This window comes from Paenibacillus sp. USHLN196 (genome assembly GCF_037144955.1).
GTDB classification, from domain to species: Bacteria; Bacillota; Bacilli; order Paenibacillales; family Paenibacillaceae; genus Paenibacillus; species Paenibacillus xylanexedens_C.
The window spans coordinates 81,542-102,408 of record NZ_JBBCYH010000018.1 but is presented as its reverse complement, the minus strand read 5'-3'; the positions used below and the strand labels follow the sequence as shown (position 1 = coordinate 102,408).

Genomic DNA, 20,867 nt, shown 5'->3' with positions numbered 1-20,867 from the left:
ACTTTTAATTTATACGCATAGGTCCTAAACTAATACTTGAGATGAAACCACTTAAACATTATTGTTCAACATAAAAAAATATATAAAAAGGACGTGGAGATCCATGGAAGTTACAACACAGGCAAAGAAAAAGGAAGACATCTTGAAGGCATATCATTTCCGGCATGCTACTAAGGTATTTGACGATAATCGTAAAATTGCGGATGAGGATTTCCAATTTATATTGGAAACAGGCAGATTATCTCCCAGTTCGATTGGCTTTGAGCCGTGGAAGTTTCTGATTGTACAAAATCAGGATCTACGCAAACGTCTATCGGAAGTCTCTTCGGGTGCTCAAAAACAATTGGCAACAGCAAGTCATTTTGTTGTTATTTTGGCCCGATCAGATGCCAGTTATAATTCTCCCTATGCGGAATACATGCTGAAGGAAATGAAAGGAATGCCAGATGATGTATTTGAGCTGACAAGTGCGGCTTACGGGAATTTTCAGAATAACCAGAGAATTCTTGAGAATCCACGATCCCTATTCGATTGGGCGTCTAAACAGACGTACATTGCGCTTGGCAATATGATGACGGCTGCGGCTCAGATCGAGATTGACTCTTGTCCAATCGAAGGTTTCAACCGCGAGGCTGTCCATCATATTCTGGAAGAAGAGGGCTTGCTGGAGAATGGTGCATGGGACGTTTCGGTGATGGCAGCCTTCGGTTATCGGGCAGAGGAGCCAAAACGTGAGAAGACCCGACAACCTATTGAAAAAGTTACTCAATGGCTTAACTGAATTCAGTATGAACCAACAACGTTAATCTAACCATTTAGAATACAACAGGATCGAAACAGCCCGATATTTTCCACATGCTAGAAGAATGGAAAGGGCTGTTTTTCTTTGTATAAAAAAAGAACTTGAAAATACATAGATATCTATATATAATGAGGTCATGCCAAAATACAACGCAATTGCACTGATTGCAAGAATCAGAGATCATGTCAACAAACGGATTGTTCACGAATTGGAACAGCATGAGGTGACAGGTATTGTTCCTTCTCATGGGGATGTACTCATGTTCTTATACCGGGAAGAGACGCTGTCGATCAAGATGCTGGCGGAACGTGTTCAACGTACGCAACCAACGGTGACGGTACTTGTCAATAAGCTGGAGAAGCTCGGTTATGTTGAACGCAGCAAGAATGCTGAAGACAGCCGGGTGACGATGATTCGCCTAACCGAACAGGGGAAGCAACTCGAACCGATATTCCATCAGGTATCAGAGCAGATTAATGACATCATCTACGCTGGCCTATCTGATGAACAATCGGAGCAATTGGAGAGCTTGCTGTCCACTATTGTTCGAAGATTATAGTGAATGAATTCTTCTGTCTGCCAACCTTCCAGACTTGGATGGGGTGAGGCAGAAGAGCCCAAATATTTTTTTGCTCACATACATAGATATCTATGTATGAGGGACGTATTAACGAGAACCAATCATTGCAACCTAACTCAAACCAAACCTGGAGGGATTAACACTATGAAACATCTTATCGTATATGCTCACCCACACACAGACAGCTTCAATAACGCAATTCTCAATACTGCTGTAGAAGCTCTAGAAGCCCAAGGCCATGAAGTGGTCGTTCGTGACTTGTATAAGCTTGGATTCCAACCTGTACTGACTGAAGCCGATACAGCTTCCATGCGTGCAGGACAGACACCACAGGATATCGCTACAGAGCAACAGTTTGTTACGGATGCAGAAGCTATTACATTCATCTATCCGATCTGGTGGACAGGTCTTCCTGCTATTCTGAAAGGGTATGTTGACCGTGTATTCGCCTATGGTTTTGCTTATGTAGCGGGTGAAGCGGGAATTCAGAAATTGCTGACAGGCAAAAAAGGTCTCATCATCAACACTCATGGTACACCAAATGAAATATATGACCAGATCGGCATGACTGCTGGATTAAAAGTAACTTCAGACGTAGGTATCTTCGATTTTGTGGGTATTGAAGCCGTAGATCATCTGCTCTTTGGTAGTATTGGATATTTGGATGCACCAGCATATCAAGCGATGTTGGATCAGGTTAAACAGACGGTTACGACCAAATTCTAATGTGGAAGTAGATGTAGATTCCAGATTCGCATTCCATATGATACCAGACCGACTCAATCATGAGTCGGTTTGTTTGTTTCGTATGTTTGCAAAATGAATGAAAGGGGGTATAATCGTACCCATGGAACCTATACTAATATTCAAGGCATTATCGAACGAGACACGTAGACAAATTCTGTTGTGGCTCAAAAACCCGGAGCAACACTTTCCACCGCTGGAACTATCTCAGCATCCCGATGGTGGCAAGAACGGGATCTGTGTCGGTACGATTCAACTGAAGGCTGGACTGGCTCAGTCGGTTATATCCAGTTATCTGCTGACCATGCTCAAGGCGGGTTTGCTACTCTCAGAGCGCAGAGGACAATGGACGTATTATCGACGGAACGAAGAGACAATTCGTCAGTTTGCCGAGTACGTGCAGAACGAGTTATAAGCCGGATGCCGGAACGGAAGCTAGGATGCATAGTGCAGGCAGGGGTTCCGTCCGGATGTAAACGGCTAGTTCATTTCACATCATATCCAATTGCGGTATAATAAATCTATATATCTGGATATACAAAAATATAATCATTAAGGAGATTAAATAGTAATGACTACAGAAAATACAGCTTCATCTCATAAAGAACATATTCATGACGTTAAGCTTTCCATCCTGGATCTGGCTCCCGTCGTTGTAGGTGCAACACCTGCTGATGCACTGCGCAACAGTCTCGATCTGGCACAGCATGCAGAGCGTTGGGGATATCACCGTTACTGGGTAGCTGAACATCACAACATGCCGGGGATTGCCTCTTCCGCAACTTCGGTCGTTATTGGATATCTGGCTGGTGGAACCAAGACAATTCGTCTGGGTTCAGGAGGAATCATGCTCCCTAACCATGCGCCGCTAGTTATCGCAGAGCAGTTCGGTACACTGGAATCCCTGTATCCTGGCAGAATCGATCTGGGACTGGGTCGTGCACCCGGAAGTGACCGTCGTACATCGCTGGCACTGCGCAAAGATCTGAACAGCAGTGAAGATTTCCCAGAGCTGCTGGCAGAACTCAGAGCATACTTTGATGCTTCGGCGACATCTTATCACGCGCCTGTTCGTGCTGTACCAGGAGAAGGACTGAATATTCCGATTTACCTGCTGGGTTCCAGTGATTTCAGCGCTCGTCTGGCGGGTCAGCTGGGATTGCCATTTGCTTTTGCCAGCCACTTCTCGCCCGATTACACCCGGATTGCACTAGAAACGTATCATAACAACTTCCAACCATCTGATAGCTTGAAGGAGCCGCACGTGATTGTTGGTGTCAACGCTGTTGTTGCGGATACAGACGAGGAAGCAGCATGGCTGGGTACAACGATGCAACAACAGTTCCTGAACATTATTCGCGGCACAACGGGATTGGTACAGCCTCCCGCAGAGATGGAAGGCAAATGGACGGACCGCGAGAAGGCTGGTGTTGAGCAGACGCTGAAGGCGGCTGTTAACGGTTCGCCAGAAACGGTACGTGGACAGTTAGAATCCTTCATTCGGCAGACGCAGGCAGATGAGCTGATTATTACGTCGATGATCTATGATCATAAGGCACGTCTGCACTCCTATGAGTTGATCGCACAGTTGGCAGGCAAAGCTTAATTTTAATTTTTTAACGTAAAAGCTGGCTTAATGGTAAGCTGTAGCTTCAAATTTACGGTTCGTCTCCCTGGGAGGCGAGCCGTTTTTGAATAGGGAGATTTTGCAAATGTTTCGTGTGGGGCAGAAGACTCATTTTGGGGTAAAATGACTTTATCGGTTTAATTTGAAACGGTTAATCAGCACCATACGTATAAATCCAGAGTGTTATACATATGTTGGCTTGTACAAGGTATTTTTTTATTCGTGTGTATGGGGTATTTATCTAGTTTTACAGTTTAGTTCTGATTAATGGTCATAAGAGAGGACGACACGCCTATGGAGCAACCTGAGCAACCCCGCGTTTGGCCGGATCGGTTCAAGCGATTTTTTCTTAACAACAAGTTTGTTCTATTTCTGTTAATTCTGCTGTTGGTGGGACTGAACGTGATGGTTCTGACCAAAGTATCCTTTGTTCTTCATCCGCTCGCGGTACTCATCAAGACTATCGTGTTACCTATTATTCTGTCAGGCATACTTTACTACCTGCTGAATCCGATTGTCGATGTCATGGAAAGATGGAAGATTAAGCGTGGCTGGTCCATTCTGATTCTGTATCTTGCGATTGGAGGCATTCTGACAGTTGTAGTGCTGGCAGTCATTCCAGTGCTTCGCAATCAGATTATGGGGCTTATCGCGAATTTTCCAACGTACAGTGAGACTGTAAGACAGCAATTTGAGGAATTGACGGGTAGTCAGCTGTTTGGTCAGGTCCAGGAAACACTTAACATGAACTGGCAGGATCTGTGGAGAACAGCTTCCCAGAAGGCAGCGGAAATTCTTGACTCAACCTGGAGCACATTGGGTGGGTTCCTTGGAGCTTTCACGGAGATCGTGCTGTCCATCGTAACGGTTCCGTTCATTCTGTTCTATCTGTTGAAAGACGGCAAGAAGCTGCCGGCGAAAATTCTGTCTTTCCTGCCGCTCAAGAGCCGGACGGGTGCAATGCATGTGCTGGAAGACATCAATCACCAGATCAGTTCATTTATTCGTGGACAGATTATCGTCAGCTTCTGCATCGGTATCCTGCTCTACATTGGTTATATGATCATTGGTCTGGATTACGCACTGATTCTTGCAATTATCGCATCGTTCACGAGTGTTGTTCCGTATCTGGGGCCTGCAATTGCGATTACACCTGCGTTGATCGTGGCTCTCGTTACTTCACCGGTGATGCTGCTGAAGATGGTTGCTGTATGGACGATCGTGCAGTTAATCGAAGGTAAATTCATCTCACCACAGATCATGGGCAAAACGCTGAAGATCCATCCTATCACGATTATCTTTGTCATTCTGACTTCGGGTAATCTGTTTGGAGTCGTAGGCATTCTGCTAGCTGTCCCAGGATATGCGGTGCTGAAAGTATGTGTATCGCATATCTTCAACTGGTTCAAAGACAGATCCGGTCTGTATGATCCGAACAAGAACAATCTTCTGTAATCGAAGCGGCGAGCTCCAACTGATCGGTAATCAGAAGAAGTAGTCACTTTATATCCATCTTGGATAAACGGTACCCTTACCAAGAAGAACCCCCGTCCATCGGCATATAGCCGAGAGGCGGGGGTTCTTCTTCATGAACAAGCTTGGCTGCTGCCTAGCTGTGTTTAATATGCTGGAGCGTTTGCAGGAAAATCTGCTCAATATGAGCATCATCCAGAGAGTAGTACACGGTTTTGCCTTCCTTACGCCGCTTGACGATCCGCATGTTGCGGAGTGAACGCAGCTGGTGTGAAATGGCCGACTGCCCCATATCGAGCAGAACCGTCAGGTCATGAACACATAATTCCTTCTGTAACAGTGCATCAATAATACGTAGACGTGTTGGATCACTGAATGCCTTGAACCAATCCGCCATCTCGGAAGAGGTCTCCCGATCTATGAGTGAAGTGCGAATCGTCTGCACGTCGGCTTCAGTGCCTGAGCAGGCTGCATCACATTCGCTTGGTGCTTTAACCGGTTGTTCCATTTCCTATCACCGCCTATGTTAACAACTATAGCTCTATTATATCCAAAACCCGCCTAAAGCGAAATGATTACTATTAGCATAATCTGTATGAAAAATCAACAACGATTGTTGACACTCATGTTTAGGCGTGCATATAATAGGATTAACCAAACATATGAATGAGTGCTCATATATTGAATGTAATTGAAATATAACATCGTTTTTGTACTGCAAAGGGGAGAATTCACATGGGAACCGGACAGGAACAGGTGAAAAGGGAACTTCTGCTTGATGGACTGGATTGTGCGAACTGCGCTTTGAAGATTGAGAATGGCGTCAAAAAAATTAAAGGCATTAGCGAATGCTCTGTCAATTTCGTTACCAAAACGTTATCGATGCACACCACTTCCGATATGGATGAGCAGGTAGTGGAAGAAGCGAAGCGCAAAGTGCTGCGGCTAGAGCCGCATATACGCATCTCGGAAAAAGGAAAACATATGAACGGACATGTGCACACCCACACAGGGAGTGCAGCTGGTGCGCATAGCCACAGTCATGACTATGCCGGACATGATCATGGACATTCACATTCACATGCCAAACACTCACATACTCATGATCACGGAGAATCACAGAAACACACACATGGTCATACACATGAGCGCGGAAATCATGCTGGACATGATCACAGCCATACGCATGATGATGCCCATGCAGGCCACTCGCATGAACATGGTGCAGGACAGACAAAAGTGTTGCTTGCTCGTCTTGCTGCAGGTTCTGTGTTGCTCGCAGCCGCAATCTGGTCGCCGCTGGAGGGCTGGGCACAGTTTACTCTATATGCGCTCGCTTATCTGATTGCCGGGGGAGATATTGTGCTCCAGGCGTCCAAAAACATTATTCGTGGCCAGGTATTCGATGAATACTTCCTGATGTCCGTGGCTACCTTGGGTGCCTTTGCTATTGGAGAGTATCCGGAAGGGGTAGCGGTCATGCTCTTTTATCAGCTCGGGGAGCTGTTTCAGGGTATGGCGGTTAATCGGTCACGCAAGTCCATTCAGGCGCTCATGGACATTCGTCCGGATTACGCGAATGTCCTGACGGGTTCAGGTGACGAAACCAAACGGGTTTCTCCAGAAGATGTACGGATTGGTGATCGGATTGTAGTGAAAGCGGGCGAGCGAGTACCATTGGATGGTATCGTTAGAACTGGACGTTCCATGGTGGACACTTCGGCTCTGACAGGTGAATCGGTACCCCGTGAGCTGGAGCCCGGAAGTGATGTACTGAGTGGATTTGTGAACAAAAACGGCATGTTGACCATTGAAGTAACCAAAACGTTCGGTGAATCAACGGTATCCAAGATTTTGGATCTGGTGCAGAACGCGAGCAGTCGGAAAGCGAAAACAGAACATTTTATTAGTAAATTCGCTCGTTATTACACACCGGTTGTTGTGATCCTTGCAGCATTGATCGCATTTGTTCCGCCGTTGCTACTTAGTGGTGCAACATTTGCCGATTGGATCTATCGCGCCTTGGTCTTCCTAGTTATCTCATGTCCTTGTGCGCTGGTCGTCTCTATTCCCCTTGGGTTCTTCGGTGGTATCGGAGCGGCTTCCCGCAACGGTATTCTCGTCAAAGGCAGTAACTACCTTGAAGCGTTGAACGATGTGAAAGTCGTTGTTTTTGATAAAACGGGTACACTAACCAAAGGTGTATTTAAAGTAACAGCCATTCGTCCCGAAGGTGGACGTACGGAAGAAGAACTGATGGAGCTTGCAGCCATTGCCGAAGCAAATTCCAATCATCCAATTGCCGAATCCATTCGTGCAGCTTGGGCCAAAGAGATTCCCACGCAAGGTGTGGAAGGTTATGATGAAGTTGCCGGACACGGGATCAAGGTGAGCGTGGATGGCCGGGAAGTGCTAGCGGGCAACGCCAAATTAATGGAGCAGGCGGGTATAGCGTATAGCACTCCAGAGACGGCAGGGACAATAGTACACGTTGCTGAAGCAGGCACGTATGTTGGTCATCTGATCATTGCTGATGAAGTGAAGGATGACGCAGTCGCGGCCATTCGGGCACTGAAGAAGCTCGGCATCCGCAAAACGGTCATGCTGACAGGCGATGCCAAAGCTGTGGGTGAAGCGGTAGGACGCGAGTTGGGTGTAGATGAGGTCTATGCTGAATTGCTGCCACAGGACAAAGTCGAGCGGCTGGAGCAACTGGAAGCTGCCAAGTCTCCGAAGGAGAAAATGGTATTTGTCGGGGATGGTATCAACGACACACCAGTGCTGGCACGCGCCGATGTGGGCGTAGCCATGGGGGGACTTGGCTCGGATGCTGCCATTGAAGCGGCTGATGTGGTCATCATGACGGATGAACCGTCGAAACTAGCGAGTGCAATCCGCATTGCGAAGCGTACACGAATGATCGTATGGCAAAATATCGGGTTTGCGCTGGGTGTTAAGGCGATCTTCCTGCTACTGGGTGTGTTCGGCATTGCCACCATGTGGGAAGCGGTATTCTCCGATGTGGGGGTCACGGTGCTTGCTGTTCTGAACGCCATGCGTGTACTTCGTGTGAAGAATATCTAAGTTTACGAAACGATCCAGGCGGCTCTTCGTATATACGTAGAGCCGTTTTTATATTTTTTATGGCATTATGTAGTTAGGAAGTTATATAGAGAAGGGGAGAACGTTTTGACAGGAGCAGTAGTTGGGATCATCATCGGGGTGTGTTATTTCATTCTGGGGTTAATGGTGTTCAAAAAACCACCGAAAATGATTAACGGTATATATGGTTATCGTACCCCGCGTGCCATGAGTAATCCCGAGTTATGGGACGAAGCGCAAAAGTATAGCGCCAACCTGATGATGCAGTTTGGTGTGATCATTACAATATTCGGCATTATCGGTTTCTGGCTTACAGATGTACGAGCTTTGGTTCTGAGTCTGGTGGCTACAGGATTCTATACGTTCAGACTGTTTACCAGAGTCGAAGGTCGTTTGAAGCAAATGCAGCGTGCACAACAGCAACAGAATGAACAGAACGTATAAAGTACAATGAGTAAATAGGTTAGAACGGAAGACCCGCGTGTGAAGCGGGTCTTTTGGCGTTGAAGTTAGCGTATCGAAGGCATGTTAGTTAAACTCGCTAAGACTTCATACATAAAATCTAACGTTGACGTTAACGTTAATATTATATATAATTATGTACATAACATTATAGACATATGTAGGAGTTGAAGGAAATGAGTTTATATAAAATCGACGACGTAGCCAAAGAATGCGGTTTGACCAAGCGAACGATTCGGTATTATGAAGAGATTGGTGTCATGCCTTCACCTCAGCGGACAGATGGCGGAACGCGGCTATATACTCGGGAGGATATGGATTATCTGAAGAAGGTGGTTCGCGCCAAAGAGGTGCTGGGGTTCTCCCTTCAGGAGCTACATACCTATGTGGCTACGGCAGATGCATTGAACGAACAACGTTTTGACTACCACCAGACGACCGAAGTGAGAGAACGGATTGAGAAACTCACCACAATGGAAACAACACTGGATGGTCAGTTGCAACTGATTGAGCAAAAACTTCAGAGCATACATGCTGTACAGACCGAACTTGAAGAGCTGCGTGAACGCGTTCGGAGCGGTATTCAGAAGTTACAGGCACATGATCCACAGGGTGAAGAAGACGGCTAACCGAATTAGCATCTATAGTTATAAACAAAACTGCAAACAAATAATCGCTACATGGCGTGAGTTCCATAGTACATGTGGTGATCCTGTACAAACACCGGAAGCTCCGGTGTCATTTGTGCCGTTTTGTTACCTCTATTCATGAAAATGAACGCAATATTTTCATTGTTTTCACAGTATTTTTCACTTTCACAACAAGTTCAAGACATGCTTCACCACATAAATCATTCACAGGAGGAATTACGTATGAAAAGAGAGCCATCATTACCGGACGAATTGCCGTCATCACGTGGGGGATTGCTATCCCAACCGCGAGCGGTATGGGCGGTCGCCTTTGCTTGTATCATATCCTTTATGGGTTTGGGTCTGGTTGACCCGATTCTACCCGCAATTGCAGATCAGCTGCATGCATCCAAAAGCCAAGTGTCACTGCTATTTACCAGTTATAACGCTGTAACCGGGGTAGCGATGCTGATTACAGGTGTTGTCTCCAGCCGGATTGGTGTGAAGTGGACGTTGCTCAGCGGGATATTGTTGATTATTTTCTTCTCCTTCCTTGGCGGTACCTCAGACACGGTAGGTGCACTGGTCGGTTACCGTGGCGGTTGGGGACTCGGTAATGCCTTGTTCATCGCAACCGCGTTATCTGCAATCGTTGGACTGTCCACATCAGGGACAGCCAAGGCAATTATTTTGTACGAAGCAGCGCTTGGTCTCGGAATTGCAGTTGGTCCGCTGCTTGGTGGTGAGCTGGGTTCCATCTCCTGGCGTGGCCCGTTCTATGGGGTGGCTGTTCTGATGGCAATTGCCTTTATCAGCATTACGTTTATGCTGCCCAAGATGGCCAAACCAAAAACACGCAGTTCTCTGTCCGATCCGTTCAAAGCATTAAGTTATCCTTCACTGAAAACATTGGCGATTACCGCCTTCCTGTATAACTTTGGTTTCTTTACCTTGATGGCTTATTCACCATATGTCATGAATCTGGATGAGCACGGCTTGGGATATGTATTCTTTGGCTGGGGACTGATGCTGGCAATTACGTCGGTATTCGTCGCACCAAGACTGCAACGCCGATTCGGATCGGTGCCGTCCATGAGTGTCATGCTTACATTGTTCGCGATTGATCTGGTTGTTATGGCAGTCGGTACTGTGATGGGTTCACCAACTACGGTTATTGTGGCGGTCATTGTAGCAGGGATCTTCCTTGGGATTAATAATACGTTGATTACTACGGCTGTTATGGAAGCTGCACCTGTGGAACGTTCTGTTGCTTCCGCTGCATACAGTTTTGTTCGTTTCCTGGGTGGTGCGCTTGCTCCATGGCTTGCGGGTAAATTATCCGAATGGTTCCTGCCGGAAACGCCGTTTTATTTTGGCGCATTCATGGTCCTGATTGGTGTCGTGGTACTGCTGGTACGTCGCCATCATCTGCGGGATATCGATTCCGCCATTACATCTCATTAATTCACAGGAGGAATTGCCATGCTGAAACGTATATTGGTTGCTGTTGATGGTTCGGATCATGCGCAGGTGATCCCGTTAATGAGATCTGCCGTGTAGCGCGAGAACGAGATTGTGGAATGATTGTGATGGGCACGGCTGGGAAAGGCATGCTTGCAGAGATGATCGTGGGCAGTGTCAGCCATGGTGTGTTAAAACATGCAGAGTGCCCCGTCCTGACGATTAAGTAAGCTATGAAATTCTTATAGTGCATTGGCTAAAGATCGCCTCTATGGCTCATCAGGGAGGTTACAAGGTATGATTGCCGCATACTGTAGTGGGTTGACGGCACAAAAGTAGTATAAATAGATAAGGTAACATACCGTTATGGATTTGAAGCAATTATTGGATGGAGGGTGCAGCTCATGAAAAAACAACATCTGTTTATCGGTGGCAAACCGACCGAATCCGTAGATTATAAAGCACTTCAGGCACCATACTCAGGTGAAACACTGGCAGAAGTCTCTTCGGCTTCAGCCGAGGAAGCGGAGGCTGCTGTTGCAGCTGCGGTTCAGGCTGGGAATGCAATGCGCCAGATGCCTGCACATCAGCGTGCAGATATTCTGTACAAGGTGTCCTCCATGCTTGAAGAACGCAAAGAAGAAGCAGCGCGAATCATAGCTCTTGAAGCGGCGAAGCCAATTACCGCAGCACTGGCTGAGGTAGACCGTACGGTGGAAACCTACCGTTTTGCTGCCGAAGAAGCTAAGCGGCTGACTGGAGAGACGGTTCCGATGGATGCAGCGAAAGGTGGAGAAGGGCGCATCGGGTATACGATGCGGCAACCTCTAGGCGTCATTGGAGCAATAACGCCGTTTAATTTTCCAATGAACCTGGTAGCTCACAAGGTAGGCCCGGCTCTGGCGGCGGGCAATACGATTGTTCTCAAGCCTGCAGAGCAGACACCACTGTCTTCCTATTACATTGCTAATCTGTTTCAAGAAGCAGGGTTGCCAGATGGTGCACTGAACGTGGTGAGCGGTGAAGGTAAAACGATTGGTGATGTGCTTGTGGAGCACCCTCGTGTTGCTCACATTACGTTTACAGGCAGTCCAGCGGTGGGGACGAGCATTCGTAGCAAAGCAGGACTGAAACGCGTGACACTGGAGCTTGGATCGAATGCAGCGGTGATCGTGGATAAGGATGCAGACCTGGACAAAGTGGTTCCTCGCTGTGTTACCGGTGCTTTCACGTATCAAGGACAGGTATGTATCTCGCTACAGCGAATCTATGTACCTCGTGACATCTCAAAAGAATTTATCCGGCGTTTCGCTGAAGCGGCCAAACAAGTGGTGATCGGGGACCCGCTGAGCCCGGATACGGTAGTCTCTGCACTGATTACCTCCAAGGATGTACATCGTACGCTCGACTGGATTGAAGAAGCCAAACAGGTCGGTGCTGAAGTAGCAGCAGGCGGTCAAGCTGAAGGAGGCGTACTGCGTCCAACGGTACTCGTTAACGTTCCGCGTGATGCGAAGGTATCCTGTCAGGAAGTGTTTGCTCCCATCGTGGTGATCAATACCGTGGATTCGGTTGAAGAGGGAATTGAACATGTCAACGATTCCATCTATGGGCTTCAGGCAGGTGTATTCACGAACGATATTCGTACGGCTCTCCATGCCGTCGATCAGATTGAGGCAGGCGGAGTGATGATTAACGATATTCCAACGTTCCGGGTCGACCATATGCCCTATGGCGGGGTGAAGCAGAGTGGTGTCGGGCGTGAAGGTGTAAAATATGCGGTTGAGGAAATGACGGAATTGAAGTTTGTTATGTTCAATAAAGGGTGATTCTCTTCATTCCTCACACGATCCTGTGCCATGATAATGGTACAGGATTTTTCATATGTAGATCATGGAAAACTGTTTCAAAAATACATACGAATTCTTCACTGACTGCGGGTTCACATCTGAGGAGAGGGGTATAAATAGTTAACATACCGCAATTCATTTGAAAACGCCGCTCATATCACCTAAGCATGATGTACCTATCCAGAACGCGAGCGGAATGAAAGCGGTACAGCATTGCCGAAAGTCTTATAATCTCTCACTATTCAAATAAAATGCAGTATGAAATAAACCTGAACTTAGAAGTTGCAGGGCAGGCAGGAGGTGTATTCAAATGGCATATTCCATGGTTGACGTATCTGGAATGTCAGGCGTAAGTCTGAGCGAGCTGAGTCAGTATGCGGAGACAGGTCTTCTGAATCCGGCTTTTGGAGGCTTGGATAAGGATATCTATTATGAAAAGCAGGAATTGCTGAGACTTCAGCAAATTCTTTTTTGTAAGGAAGTAGGCATGGAGGAGACTGAGATTGAATCGATGCTTCGGGATGATCCTCAGGATGTCATTCGCATCATGCAGCAGCATCGCATAGAGATTCTGGAGGAGGCTCTCCGTCTGCATGGATTGATCCAGACACTGGACAAAACGATCTCTCATTTGCAAGGCGAACAGGAACTTGATGAAAATGAATTGTATATTGGTTTTGTGAATAAGGGACGTCATCAACTGTTGCCGGATGCTTCAAGTCAAAAGGAGAAAACAGACTTGGCACAGTCTTCCACCGCGAAGGAGACGGAGGGGCTGGAACTGAAGTCCAAGGAAGATTATCTCGATTCACAGGCAAAAATTGACCGGATTCATCTGGACTTGCAGCAGGCAATTGAGGATGAACTGGAACCTGGTAGTCCCGACGTGCAGGAGATTATTGGAAGACACCTCGAATGGATCAAAGGGTACTACACACCCACATCAGAGATTTACCGGGATTTGGCCAATCTGTATGTCGAGCATCCAGATTTCCGCAAGATGTACGATGGTTACCACCCGAGCCTGGCTGAATTTTTGCGTGAAGGGATGATGATTAAAGCGGAACAGGATTTATCCTAGATGCATAAAGTAACATGGGCGAGCAAGAACATGGGTGTGAACTATAATGGATAACAAAGAGCGCAGACCTCTGAGAGGACTGCGCTCTTTGTTATTGCGGGTTCTTCATCTTAGTAGGATGAAAACCCCCAATTACCTTATCCCAAAAGGAGTATGGTAGCTTACAATTGCTCTGTGAGCAGACTTACGGCTTTCTCCAGGAAGACACGGTCTTCATCGTCAAAACGGTTTTTGATCGGGCTGTCGATATCCAGCACCCCGTACAGTTCTCCGTCTTTGATGATCGGTACAACGATCTCACTATTGGATGCTGCATCACAGGCAATGTGGCCTGGGAAGGCATGCACATCGTCTACGACCATGGTACGTTTTTCGGCAGCAGATGTACCGCATACGCCACGTCCGAGTGGAATTCGGATGCAGGCGGGCAGTCCTTGGAATGGACCGAGGACCAGTTCTTTTCCATCATACAGATAGAAGCCGACCCAATTGGTGTCGGTCATAAATACATTGAGCAGCGCAGCAGCGTTCGCCAGATTGGCAATCGCACTAGGTTCATCGCGGATCAGAGCACTTAACTGTCCCAGGACGGCGGTGTGCTGCTCACTTCGTGTTCCTTCATAGGAAACAGCTTGAAACATGGTAAATCACCCTCCCGAGCAAAATGGTACTTATTTTCAAGATAGTGCAGAGGATGCGGTTAGTCAAGCGGAGGATTTCGGAAAGGGAAGGGAATACCTGAAGAATCCTCCTGTTTCTCAGCTTCTTACGTGGGGTAAATACTTAGCAACCACGGAGGGCTATAACCCGGGAAGGAGCTTGGCTTATGCATGCAGAGGTACAGAATCTTTTTGTACGGATTCATCTACTATATTTCGCGCAAAATCAGGATTTGAACGTTAGCGAGGCACTGCCCCTATTGGAAGAACGGGGATATCGCGTTGGAGAGCGGGAGATCAAGCAGGAGCTTGAACACCTGACACAGGAGAACTTCCTGACCGCCCACGGGGACCAATGGAGCCTAACCGGGACTGGCATTGAGGAATTCAAGGAAATCACGACTGTGCTTGGTCGGGTTAGCGATGAATTGCTGGCGAAAGGCAAGAAACCGTCCAAAGTCTAACATTCATTTGGACAAGCTGTGATGCCAACCTTGAATTGATCCATACGTACGTACAACAAGACCGGGAGCGAAATAGGCCCGGTTTTTTGACGTGTATCCATGACTGAATAGTTGCCATTCGGCGCAGGTTATGATTAGATGACTAATGAATCTTATGGTCTGCAGAGATAGATCGGATCGGAGTGTCTTATATGTATAAATGCAAAGGGAGAATTCCCGAAATGGAGACTGCGCGGCTTCGTCTGCGTAAAATGCGTCGCCGGGATGCGGCCCAGATGTTCGCATGCTGGTCGGATCGCGAGGTGACCCGCTACATGAATCTTGCACCCATGATTGGGACAAGCGAGGCGGCGGACATGATTGGGCTGCTTAATCATATGGCAGGGGAAGAGGATGCGATCCGATGGGGGATTGAACTCAAGGAGACAGGCAGGCTCATCGGAAGCTGTGGATTCAACACCTGGCAGCTTGAAGGCGCATTCAGGGGAGAGATCGGTTATGAGCTGGGACGTGACTACTGGCGTCACGGTTATATGACGGAGGCTTTCTCGGTATTATTGCCCTTCGGATATGAGACCATGGGTCTTAATCGGATCGAGGCGCTGGTTGATCCGCGCAATCTGGCATCCGGCGAGTTCTTGACAAACCGTGGCTTCACGCGAGAAGGGTTGCTGCGACAGGTGCAACATACGTCCACCGGATACAAGGATATGGTGATGTATTCAATGTTGTATGATGAGTTCCTTCGCAAGCGAGGTAAATAAAGGAGACACTAGATAATTGCTTTTAAATTACACGTAAACGAAGAAACAGAACAAAGCTGGAGAAGCGAAGCGATCGCCTTTATCACCGGATTTCTCCTTTAGAGAGGAGAAGAAAAAATCTGGGGATAACAGCGATCGGAAGCTTGTTCTGGTTCGTAGTAGATGTGTAAATTAACGTACCAATTATATAGAGAAACGAAGAGAGAAGGGTTTGTGTGAATGCAAACGGAGGTTTGAAGCGCAGTTTCATCTTGACGGGCTTGCTGCTCGCAACATTTCTATCAGCGATTGAAGGCACCGTAATTGGTCCAGCTGGACCAACCATTGTCAGTGAACTGGGGAGTGTACAGCTGCTTAGCTGGATTTTCACCGCATACCTGCTGACGATGGCTGTGAGTACGCCCATTTTCGGCAAAATCAGTGATCTGTATGGACGAAAGCCTGTATTTCTAATTGGCTGTGCCTTATTTTTACTGGGTTCACTCCTGTGCTGCCTTTCGCAGAATATGGAGCAGTTGATTATTTTTCGTGCCATTCAGGGGATTGGTGCGGGTGCGGTAGTACCTGTTACCTTTACGATTATTGGGGACATCTACGCTATTGAAGAACGTGGTAAAATCCAGGGTTGGATTAGCTCCGTGTGGGGTATTTCCTCTCTGGCTGGACCGCTGCTTGGCGGTTATTTTGTAGATAATCTGGGCTGGCAGTGGATCTTTGGTTTTAACGTGCCATTTGGTTTGCTTGCGATGTGGTTTGTATTCCGTTATTTGAAGGAAGATATCTCTCCACGTACGGCCAAAATTGATTATGTCGGTGCACTGACCTTCACGGTGGGTATTACCGCATTGTTGTTCGTCCTGTCGGCGGGTGGGCAGCATTATGCCTGGAGTTCACCGTTAATTGTCGTGCTGAGTGTGGTCGCCGCTCTGTTTATTATTTTATTTTTCGTGGTAGAAAAAAGAGCTCAGGCCCCTATGGTTCCACTACATTTGTTCCGAATTCGGGACATCCGTGTGGCGAATATCGCCGGACTACTGACCAGTACTCTGATGATCGGCTTGACCAGTTATTTGCCGCTCTGGGTGCAGGGGGTTCGGGGAGGTAATGCGACGGAATCCGGGCTGCTGCTCGCGCCGATGTCAGTGGGTTGGCTCATTGGTAGTGTGTTGGCAGGCCGTCTGTTAATGAAAATCGGATCACGTATGACCGCACTAATTGGACTAACCGGAATTGCCATCGGATCGGGTGGACTGTTCATGGTGGGCGGGACATCTCCGCAGGCTGTACTATTTATACTGACCTTTATATATGGTCTCGGTTTCGGGTTTGCTTTTACCATCTTCACCATTATTGCGCAGTCTTCCGTAGGATATAAGGAGCGTGGTTCCTCTACGGCACTGCACACGTTCATGCGTACATTGGGACAGACGATTGGTGCAGCGGCTTTTGGTACCTGGTTGAACTATCGGATCTCCACGTTATCGAGTGAGCAGAATTTGGCTGAGGCTGGAATATCGGAGAGTGATCTGAACGAACTGCTTGCACCGCATACGGATGCTGCACTATCGGATGACAAATGGGCGCTGCTGCGTAACGTGCTGGAAGGAAGCTTGCATTCCCTGTTTGTGATTATGTTTGTCATTGCACTGGTCTCGTGGGTAACGACGCTTGCATTGCGCAAACGTTTAATTGTACCCGAAGATGCAGATGCCCCACCGCAACCACAGGTCTCGAAGTAAAAAGTGGATGTATACGAAAAACCGGATTGGCCGTTGTCAGGCAAATCCGGTTATTTTTGTTGCTCCATTTTGCAAGGTCTAACTACTCGCGGATAAACGGTCTGCACTATGTGCAAGCCTTCCCAAAAGTTCGGACAACAGTTCCTTGTCTTCCTCGCTCAGTCCGCTGACCGCACGATCGATCTTCACCGCATAACCTGGATAGATATCATCCATGGTGCGCTGACCTTCTTCGGTTAGTTCCACAAAAATGATACGTCTGTCTTGCGGACAATGCTTCCGGTGTAACAGTCCCTTTTGCTCCAGCTTATCAATCACATAGGTCACATTTCCGCTTTGCAGCAGAAGCTGTGCACCAACCTGTTGAATCGGCTGAGCTCCTTTCATATATAACACTTCGAGCACCCCGTATGCGGTGGGGTTGAAGCCATGCACTTTGCTTCCGGATACAGCGTGTTCATTCACGCTCTTGAATGTCTGGGCCAAGGTGCGGTACAGATGAAGTGAACGTTCGGTTCCGATTTCTTGTAATTCCAGCATGCTGATCCCGCCTTTTCAGATTAGTTTTATAAGTTGAAATGATAAAGTTACAACCTACCACTACGAGGACAGAACAACCTTCCAATCACTGTTATCCCCAGATTTTTTGAATATTCTTCAAAGGTAAAATCCGGTGATAGCATATGCTTCCGATGGAGCTTTCTTTCAGAAAGCTTTTTGGTGAACGCTTCGCTTTTTCAAGTTTTTTCTGTCCTCTCCGTTATGCTGTTCATGTAAAAGGTATTTCAACTTATATGAGTTGGTTAGTTATGTTTGTTTGACGATTCAGGATGTCGCCATGTACTTATTGTAAACTTCTGTTTCTACGAAAAACATGCGATATGTCACAAGATCTGCATTTTTAGCATTTAAAATTTGATCATTCATCATCTTGTAAAATCATCCGTGAGATGTCGCTTCTTCTCCGCCTCTGGCAGGAGGTTGAGTCAAGCCCTGCCCGGGAGAAGCAGGATGATAATGGACTCAATCTGAACGCAACAATAGCGTGAATGACCGTGAGCGTAACGTGAACAGCAGCTATGCAAGTGAAAGCCGCGAAGCACTGGATCTCGGTCTGAACGTGGATGCAGATGCAGAGAGTGAAACTACATCTATGGTGGAGACAAATCGGTAATATGAGATTTTTATTGTAATATGAAGAAGCAGGGGCTCCGGAACCCCTGCTTCTCTTTTAGCATTCATAAGACTCAAGTGCTATCGTTCTTCTTCTGAATACTTTAATTTCACCAGTGACTCTAATAATGCTGTAGCGTTAATGGGAGATTGCCTTCAAATATGCTCAAAATGATCAAACAAACGGCACAAAACTCGTATACAATAAAATGAGATGATCTAACAAGCACGAATCAGAACAGGAGTGTTCGATATGAAGATAGAGCATGAAGGTACAACCATACAAGAGTCCATATTGGATGTACATATTACAGAAGCAGGATACGAACCCGGACAGTCGACCATACGTAACATTCGAATGAGTGTGGCGCGAGGAGAGCTGGTGGGTATTATCGGACCAAATGGTGCAGGTAAAAGTACGACGATCAAAACGCTGCTTGGTCTGCTGGAACATGCCAACTATGAAGTGACGATTGGGGGAGAGGGGCGTTATGCCTATATCCCGGAACAACCGGTTTTTTACGAATACATGACCCTGTGGGAACATCTTGATCTGGCCGCAGCGGCATATGAAATGGAGGAAGAAGCCTTTGTCGCCAGAGCGGAGGAACTGTTGGTTCGCTTCGGTATGGACCACGTTCGTAACGATCTTCCAGCCAGTTTTTCGAAGGGTATGCGGCAGAAAATGATGCTGATGATCGGATTTCTGTCTTCACCGGATATCTATATTGTGGACGAGCCGTTTATCGGACTTGATCCGCGTGCTACCAAAGATTTTCTGAAATTACTCGATGACGAACGTCGGCGTGGTGCGGGTGTACTCATGTCTACGCATGTACTGGATACCGCTGAACGAATCTGCGACCGATTTATTCTGATTGCTTCCGGCAGGTCTGCTGCCGAGGGAACATTGGATGAGATCCGTGAAACAGCGGGATTACCGGAAGCCACTTTGTTTGACTGTTTCGATATACTGACGTCTTAGATAGAGAGAGGGTGAGAGAGGATGGAAACTTCCCAGCGTTATACACCACTTCGTTTATACAGGCGAAGACGCAAAGAACATTTCAGGGAACAAATGAAAAATCTCAGACTCGTCGTGGATTGGACGGTATGGGTATATTTGCTTGTCCCGGGTCTGCTCTATCTGACTGGATGGTACACGAGTCTGTGGACCAAACCGCTGCCTGCATGGGCGACTGGATTACCGTTGCCCGTACTGACCGGGCTGATCGACGTCGTTATGCTTACCGGGGGTGTGTTGATATTTGTGGAGGAAGCCGATGTATTGTTTCTGAAATCAAGACCGTTGTGGATGCGCACGTTGATGAGGCAAGGGCTATACCGCGCCTGTCTGCAACATCTGGGCAAAATGATCGTGATTACAGCACTGACTGCCCCCATGTGGTCCCGTGTCTATGAGATGTCTAATCTCCAGATTGCACTTATGGCTGTCTGGTTCGGTGCAGTATCTATTTTCCAAGCCATAACACTACATATGACAAAGGTTCGACTTACAGGATGGCGACGCTGGATTCAGATGATTCCTCTCGTCATTGGCATAGGGTACATGACCATTCATGCGACATCATGGATGCATGGGCAGACGTGGAAAATCATGTTTGGTATTGTGGTGATCAGCCTTCTTCTGATTACCGTCGGACAGATGCGGCTATTGATGAAAGGAACGTTTGAAGGCGATGTGCGAGAAGATTTGCGAAGCAGGCTGCAGTTGACGGCTCTGATGTTAAGCCGAGCGGTGAGCAAGCCGAAAGCCCCACGAACACGGTCCATTATCTTTCGCAAACCGCGTAAACTGTTACGCAATCGTTCCATCGCGAATCGTACAGCGGAGATCGCATTCAAGGCGTTTTTCCGGAACTCAGCCACAATGAAATTGTATTTACAGCTTGGAGGACTGTCCATTGCAGCAGTCGCCTTACCGCCTTTTCCGGTCAATGTCATTGTGTGTGCGTTATTGATTATCATGTTAACGGTGATGTTTTATCGCTCCTGGGATGTGTTTGCAACGTCGGACTATGTTCAGCTCATAACGTATGACTCCGATGCTCTGCATCGTGCGGGTTCAATGATGGTTAAGATGTTGTTTGTCCCCATTGGTATTCTTATGGGATTCACGCTGGGATTGGCCTGGCTCGGTTGGATCGTCGGTATTCTGACAGCCGCAGGTGCGGTGGTCTTCGGACTCTGTGTGTTATCTATTGCCGGATGGGTTCGACTTACCCGAGCCTAAAAG

General features: G+C 47.3%; 21 protein-coding genes and 1 pseudogene. 19 read left to right on the top strand and 3 right to left on the bottom strand.

Going from position 1 to position 20,867, the window contains the following annotated elements; translation table 11 throughout:
• The first annotated feature begins 103 nt into the window (after nt 1-103).
• The 6 genes from WFI24_RS29960 (at nt 104) to WFI24_RS29935 (ending at nt 5,208) form a co-directional block, all read left to right on the top strand.
• Complete coding sequence (locus WFI24_RS29960) at nt 104-781, top strand: NAD(P)H-dependent oxidoreductase (protein WP_336765516.1); 678 nt, start codon at nt 104-106, stop codon at nt 779-781.
• Between the two features lie 157 nt (nt 782-938).
• Nucleotides 939-1,361, top strand: a complete 423-nt coding sequence (locus WFI24_RS29955) for a MarR family winged helix-turn-helix transcriptional regulator (protein ID WP_336765515.1) — start codon at nt 939-941, stop codon at nt 1,359-1,361.
• Between the two features lie 165 nt (nt 1,362-1,526).
• On the top strand, nt 1,527-2,108 hold the full coding sequence (locus tag WFI24_RS29950; RefSeq protein WP_336765514.1) for an NAD(P)H-dependent oxidoreductase: 582 nt from the start codon (nt 1,527-1,529) through the stop codon (nt 2,106-2,108).
• Between the two features lie 121 nt (nt 2,109-2,229).
• Complete coding sequence (locus tag WFI24_RS29945; protein WP_017690814.1) at nt 2,230-2,541, top strand: ArsR/SmtB family transcription factor; 312 nt, start codon at nt 2,230-2,232, stop codon at nt 2,539-2,541.
• A gap of 156 nt (nt 2,542-2,697) precedes the next feature.
• On the top strand, nt 2,698-3,732 hold the full coding sequence (locus tag WFI24_RS29940; RefSeq protein WP_336765513.1) for an LLM class flavin-dependent oxidoreductase: 1,035 nt from the start codon (nt 2,698-2,700) through the stop codon (nt 3,730-3,732).
• A gap of 315 nt (nt 3,733-4,047) precedes the next feature.
• A complete protein-coding gene (locus WFI24_RS29935) occupies nt 4,048-5,208 on the top strand; it encodes an AI-2E family transporter (protein WP_336765512.1) in 1,161 nt (386 codons plus the stop codon).
• Between the two features lie 154 nt (nt 5,209-5,362).
• On the opposite strand, the gene WFI24_RS29930 is transcribed toward WFI24_RS29935, so the two are convergent.
• A complete protein-coding gene (locus WFI24_RS29930) occupies nt 5,363-5,734 on the bottom strand; it encodes an ArsR/SmtB family transcription factor (RefSeq protein ID WP_036614212.1) in 372 nt (123 codons plus the stop codon).
• A 227-nt stretch (nt 5,735-5,961) separates the two neighbouring features.
• Between WFI24_RS29930 and WFI24_RS29925 the strand changes: the two genes are divergently transcribed.
• From WFI24_RS29925 to WFI24_RS29895, 7 genes and pseudogenes are all read left to right on the top strand, one after another.
• Nucleotides 5,962-8,310, top strand: a complete 2,349-nt coding sequence (locus WFI24_RS29925; protein WP_336765511.1) for a heavy metal translocating P-type ATPase — start codon at nt 5,962-5,964, stop codon at nt 8,308-8,310.
• A gap of 105 nt (nt 8,311-8,415) precedes the next feature.
• Complete coding sequence (locus tag WFI24_RS29920; RefSeq protein WP_169482780.1) at nt 8,416-8,772, top strand: SdpI family protein; 357 nt, start codon at nt 8,416-8,418, stop codon at nt 8,770-8,772.
• Between the two features lie 194 nt (nt 8,773-8,966).
• A complete protein-coding gene (locus WFI24_RS29915) occupies nt 8,967-9,419 on the top strand; it encodes a MerR family transcriptional regulator (protein ID WP_336765510.1) in 453 nt (150 codons plus the stop codon).
• A gap of 243 nt (nt 9,420-9,662) precedes the next feature.
• Nucleotides 9,663-10,883 carry an MFS transporter gene (locus WFI24_RS29910; protein ID WP_336765509.1) on the top strand — a complete coding sequence of 407 codons (1,221 nt, stop codon included), beginning with the start codon at nt 9,663-9,665 and terminating at the stop codon, nt 10,881-10,883.
• A gap of 74 nt (nt 10,884-10,957) precedes the next feature.
• A pseudogene (locus tag WFI24_RS29905) lies at nt 10,958-11,110 on the top strand (universal stress protein); the annotation flags it as partial.
• A gap of 174 nt (nt 11,111-11,284) precedes the next feature.
• Complete coding sequence (locus WFI24_RS29900; RefSeq protein ID WP_336765508.1) at nt 11,285-12,709, top strand: aldehyde dehydrogenase family protein; 1,425 nt, start codon at nt 11,285-11,287, stop codon at nt 12,707-12,709.
• A gap of 331 nt (nt 12,710-13,040) precedes the next feature.
• Entirely contained in the window at nt 13,041-13,811 is a 771-nt protein-coding gene (locus tag WFI24_RS29895; protein ID WP_336765507.1) for a MerR family transcriptional regulator, read from the top strand.
• A gap of 161 nt (nt 13,812-13,972) precedes the next feature.
• Here WFI24_RS29895 and WFI24_RS29890 read toward each other — a convergent pair whose 3' ends face one another.
• Nucleotides 13,973-14,452, bottom strand: coding sequence for a GAF domain-containing protein (locus tag WFI24_RS29890; protein ID WP_336765506.1), 480 nt, complete (start codon nt 14,450-14,452; stop codon nt 13,973-13,975).
• 185 nt (nt 14,453-14,637) lie between these two features.
• Between WFI24_RS29890 and WFI24_RS29885 the strand changes: the two genes are divergently transcribed.
• The 3 genes from WFI24_RS29885 to WFI24_RS29875 all read left to right on the top strand — a co-directional run bounded on the left by WFI24_RS29885 (nt 14,638) and on the right by WFI24_RS29875 (nt 17,437).
• Nucleotides 14,638-14,934: a hypothetical protein gene (locus WFI24_RS29885; RefSeq protein WP_336765505.1), complete on the top strand. Its 297-nt coding sequence runs from the start codon at nt 14,638-14,640 to the stop codon at nt 14,932-14,934.
• A gap of 221 nt (nt 14,935-15,155) precedes the next feature.
• Nucleotides 15,156-15,698, top strand: a complete 543-nt coding sequence (locus WFI24_RS29880; RefSeq protein ID WP_336765504.1) for a GNAT family N-acetyltransferase — start codon at nt 15,156-15,158, stop codon at nt 15,696-15,698.
• A 233-nt stretch (nt 15,699-15,931) separates the two neighbouring features.
• The gene (locus tag WFI24_RS29875) at nt 15,932-17,437 is read left to right on the top strand and encodes an MDR family MFS transporter (protein ID WP_336765526.1); all 1,506 of its coding nucleotides are present in this window, start codon (nt 15,932-15,934) and stop codon (nt 17,435-17,437) included.
• 78 nt (nt 17,438-17,515) lie between these two features.
• Here WFI24_RS29875 and WFI24_RS29870 read toward each other — a convergent pair whose 3' ends face one another.
• Entirely contained in the window at nt 17,516-17,977 is a 462-nt protein-coding gene (locus WFI24_RS29870) for a MarR family winged helix-turn-helix transcriptional regulator (RefSeq protein WP_145326483.1), read from the bottom strand.
• A gap of 505 nt (nt 17,978-18,482) precedes the next feature.
• On the opposite strand from WFI24_RS29870, the gene WFI24_RS29865 reads away from it, so the two are divergent.
• From WFI24_RS29865 to WFI24_RS29855, 3 genes are all read left to right on the top strand, one after another.
• Nucleotides 18,483-18,611, top strand: a complete 129-nt coding sequence (locus WFI24_RS29865; RefSeq protein WP_336765503.1) for a hypothetical protein — start codon at nt 18,483-18,485, stop codon at nt 18,609-18,611.
• Between the two features lie 252 nt (nt 18,612-18,863).
• Nucleotides 18,864-19,595 carry an ABC transporter ATP-binding protein gene (locus tag WFI24_RS29860; RefSeq protein WP_336765502.1) on the top strand — a complete coding sequence of 244 codons (732 nt, stop codon included), beginning with the start codon at nt 18,864-18,866 and terminating at the stop codon, nt 19,593-19,595.
• A gap of 21 nt (nt 19,596-19,616) precedes the next feature.
• Nucleotides 19,617-20,864 carry an ABC transporter permease gene (locus WFI24_RS29855; RefSeq protein ID WP_336765501.1) on the top strand — a complete coding sequence of 416 codons (1,248 nt, stop codon included), beginning with the start codon at nt 19,617-19,619 and terminating at the stop codon, nt 20,862-20,864.
• Nucleotides 20,865-20,867: the final 3 nt, after the last annotated feature.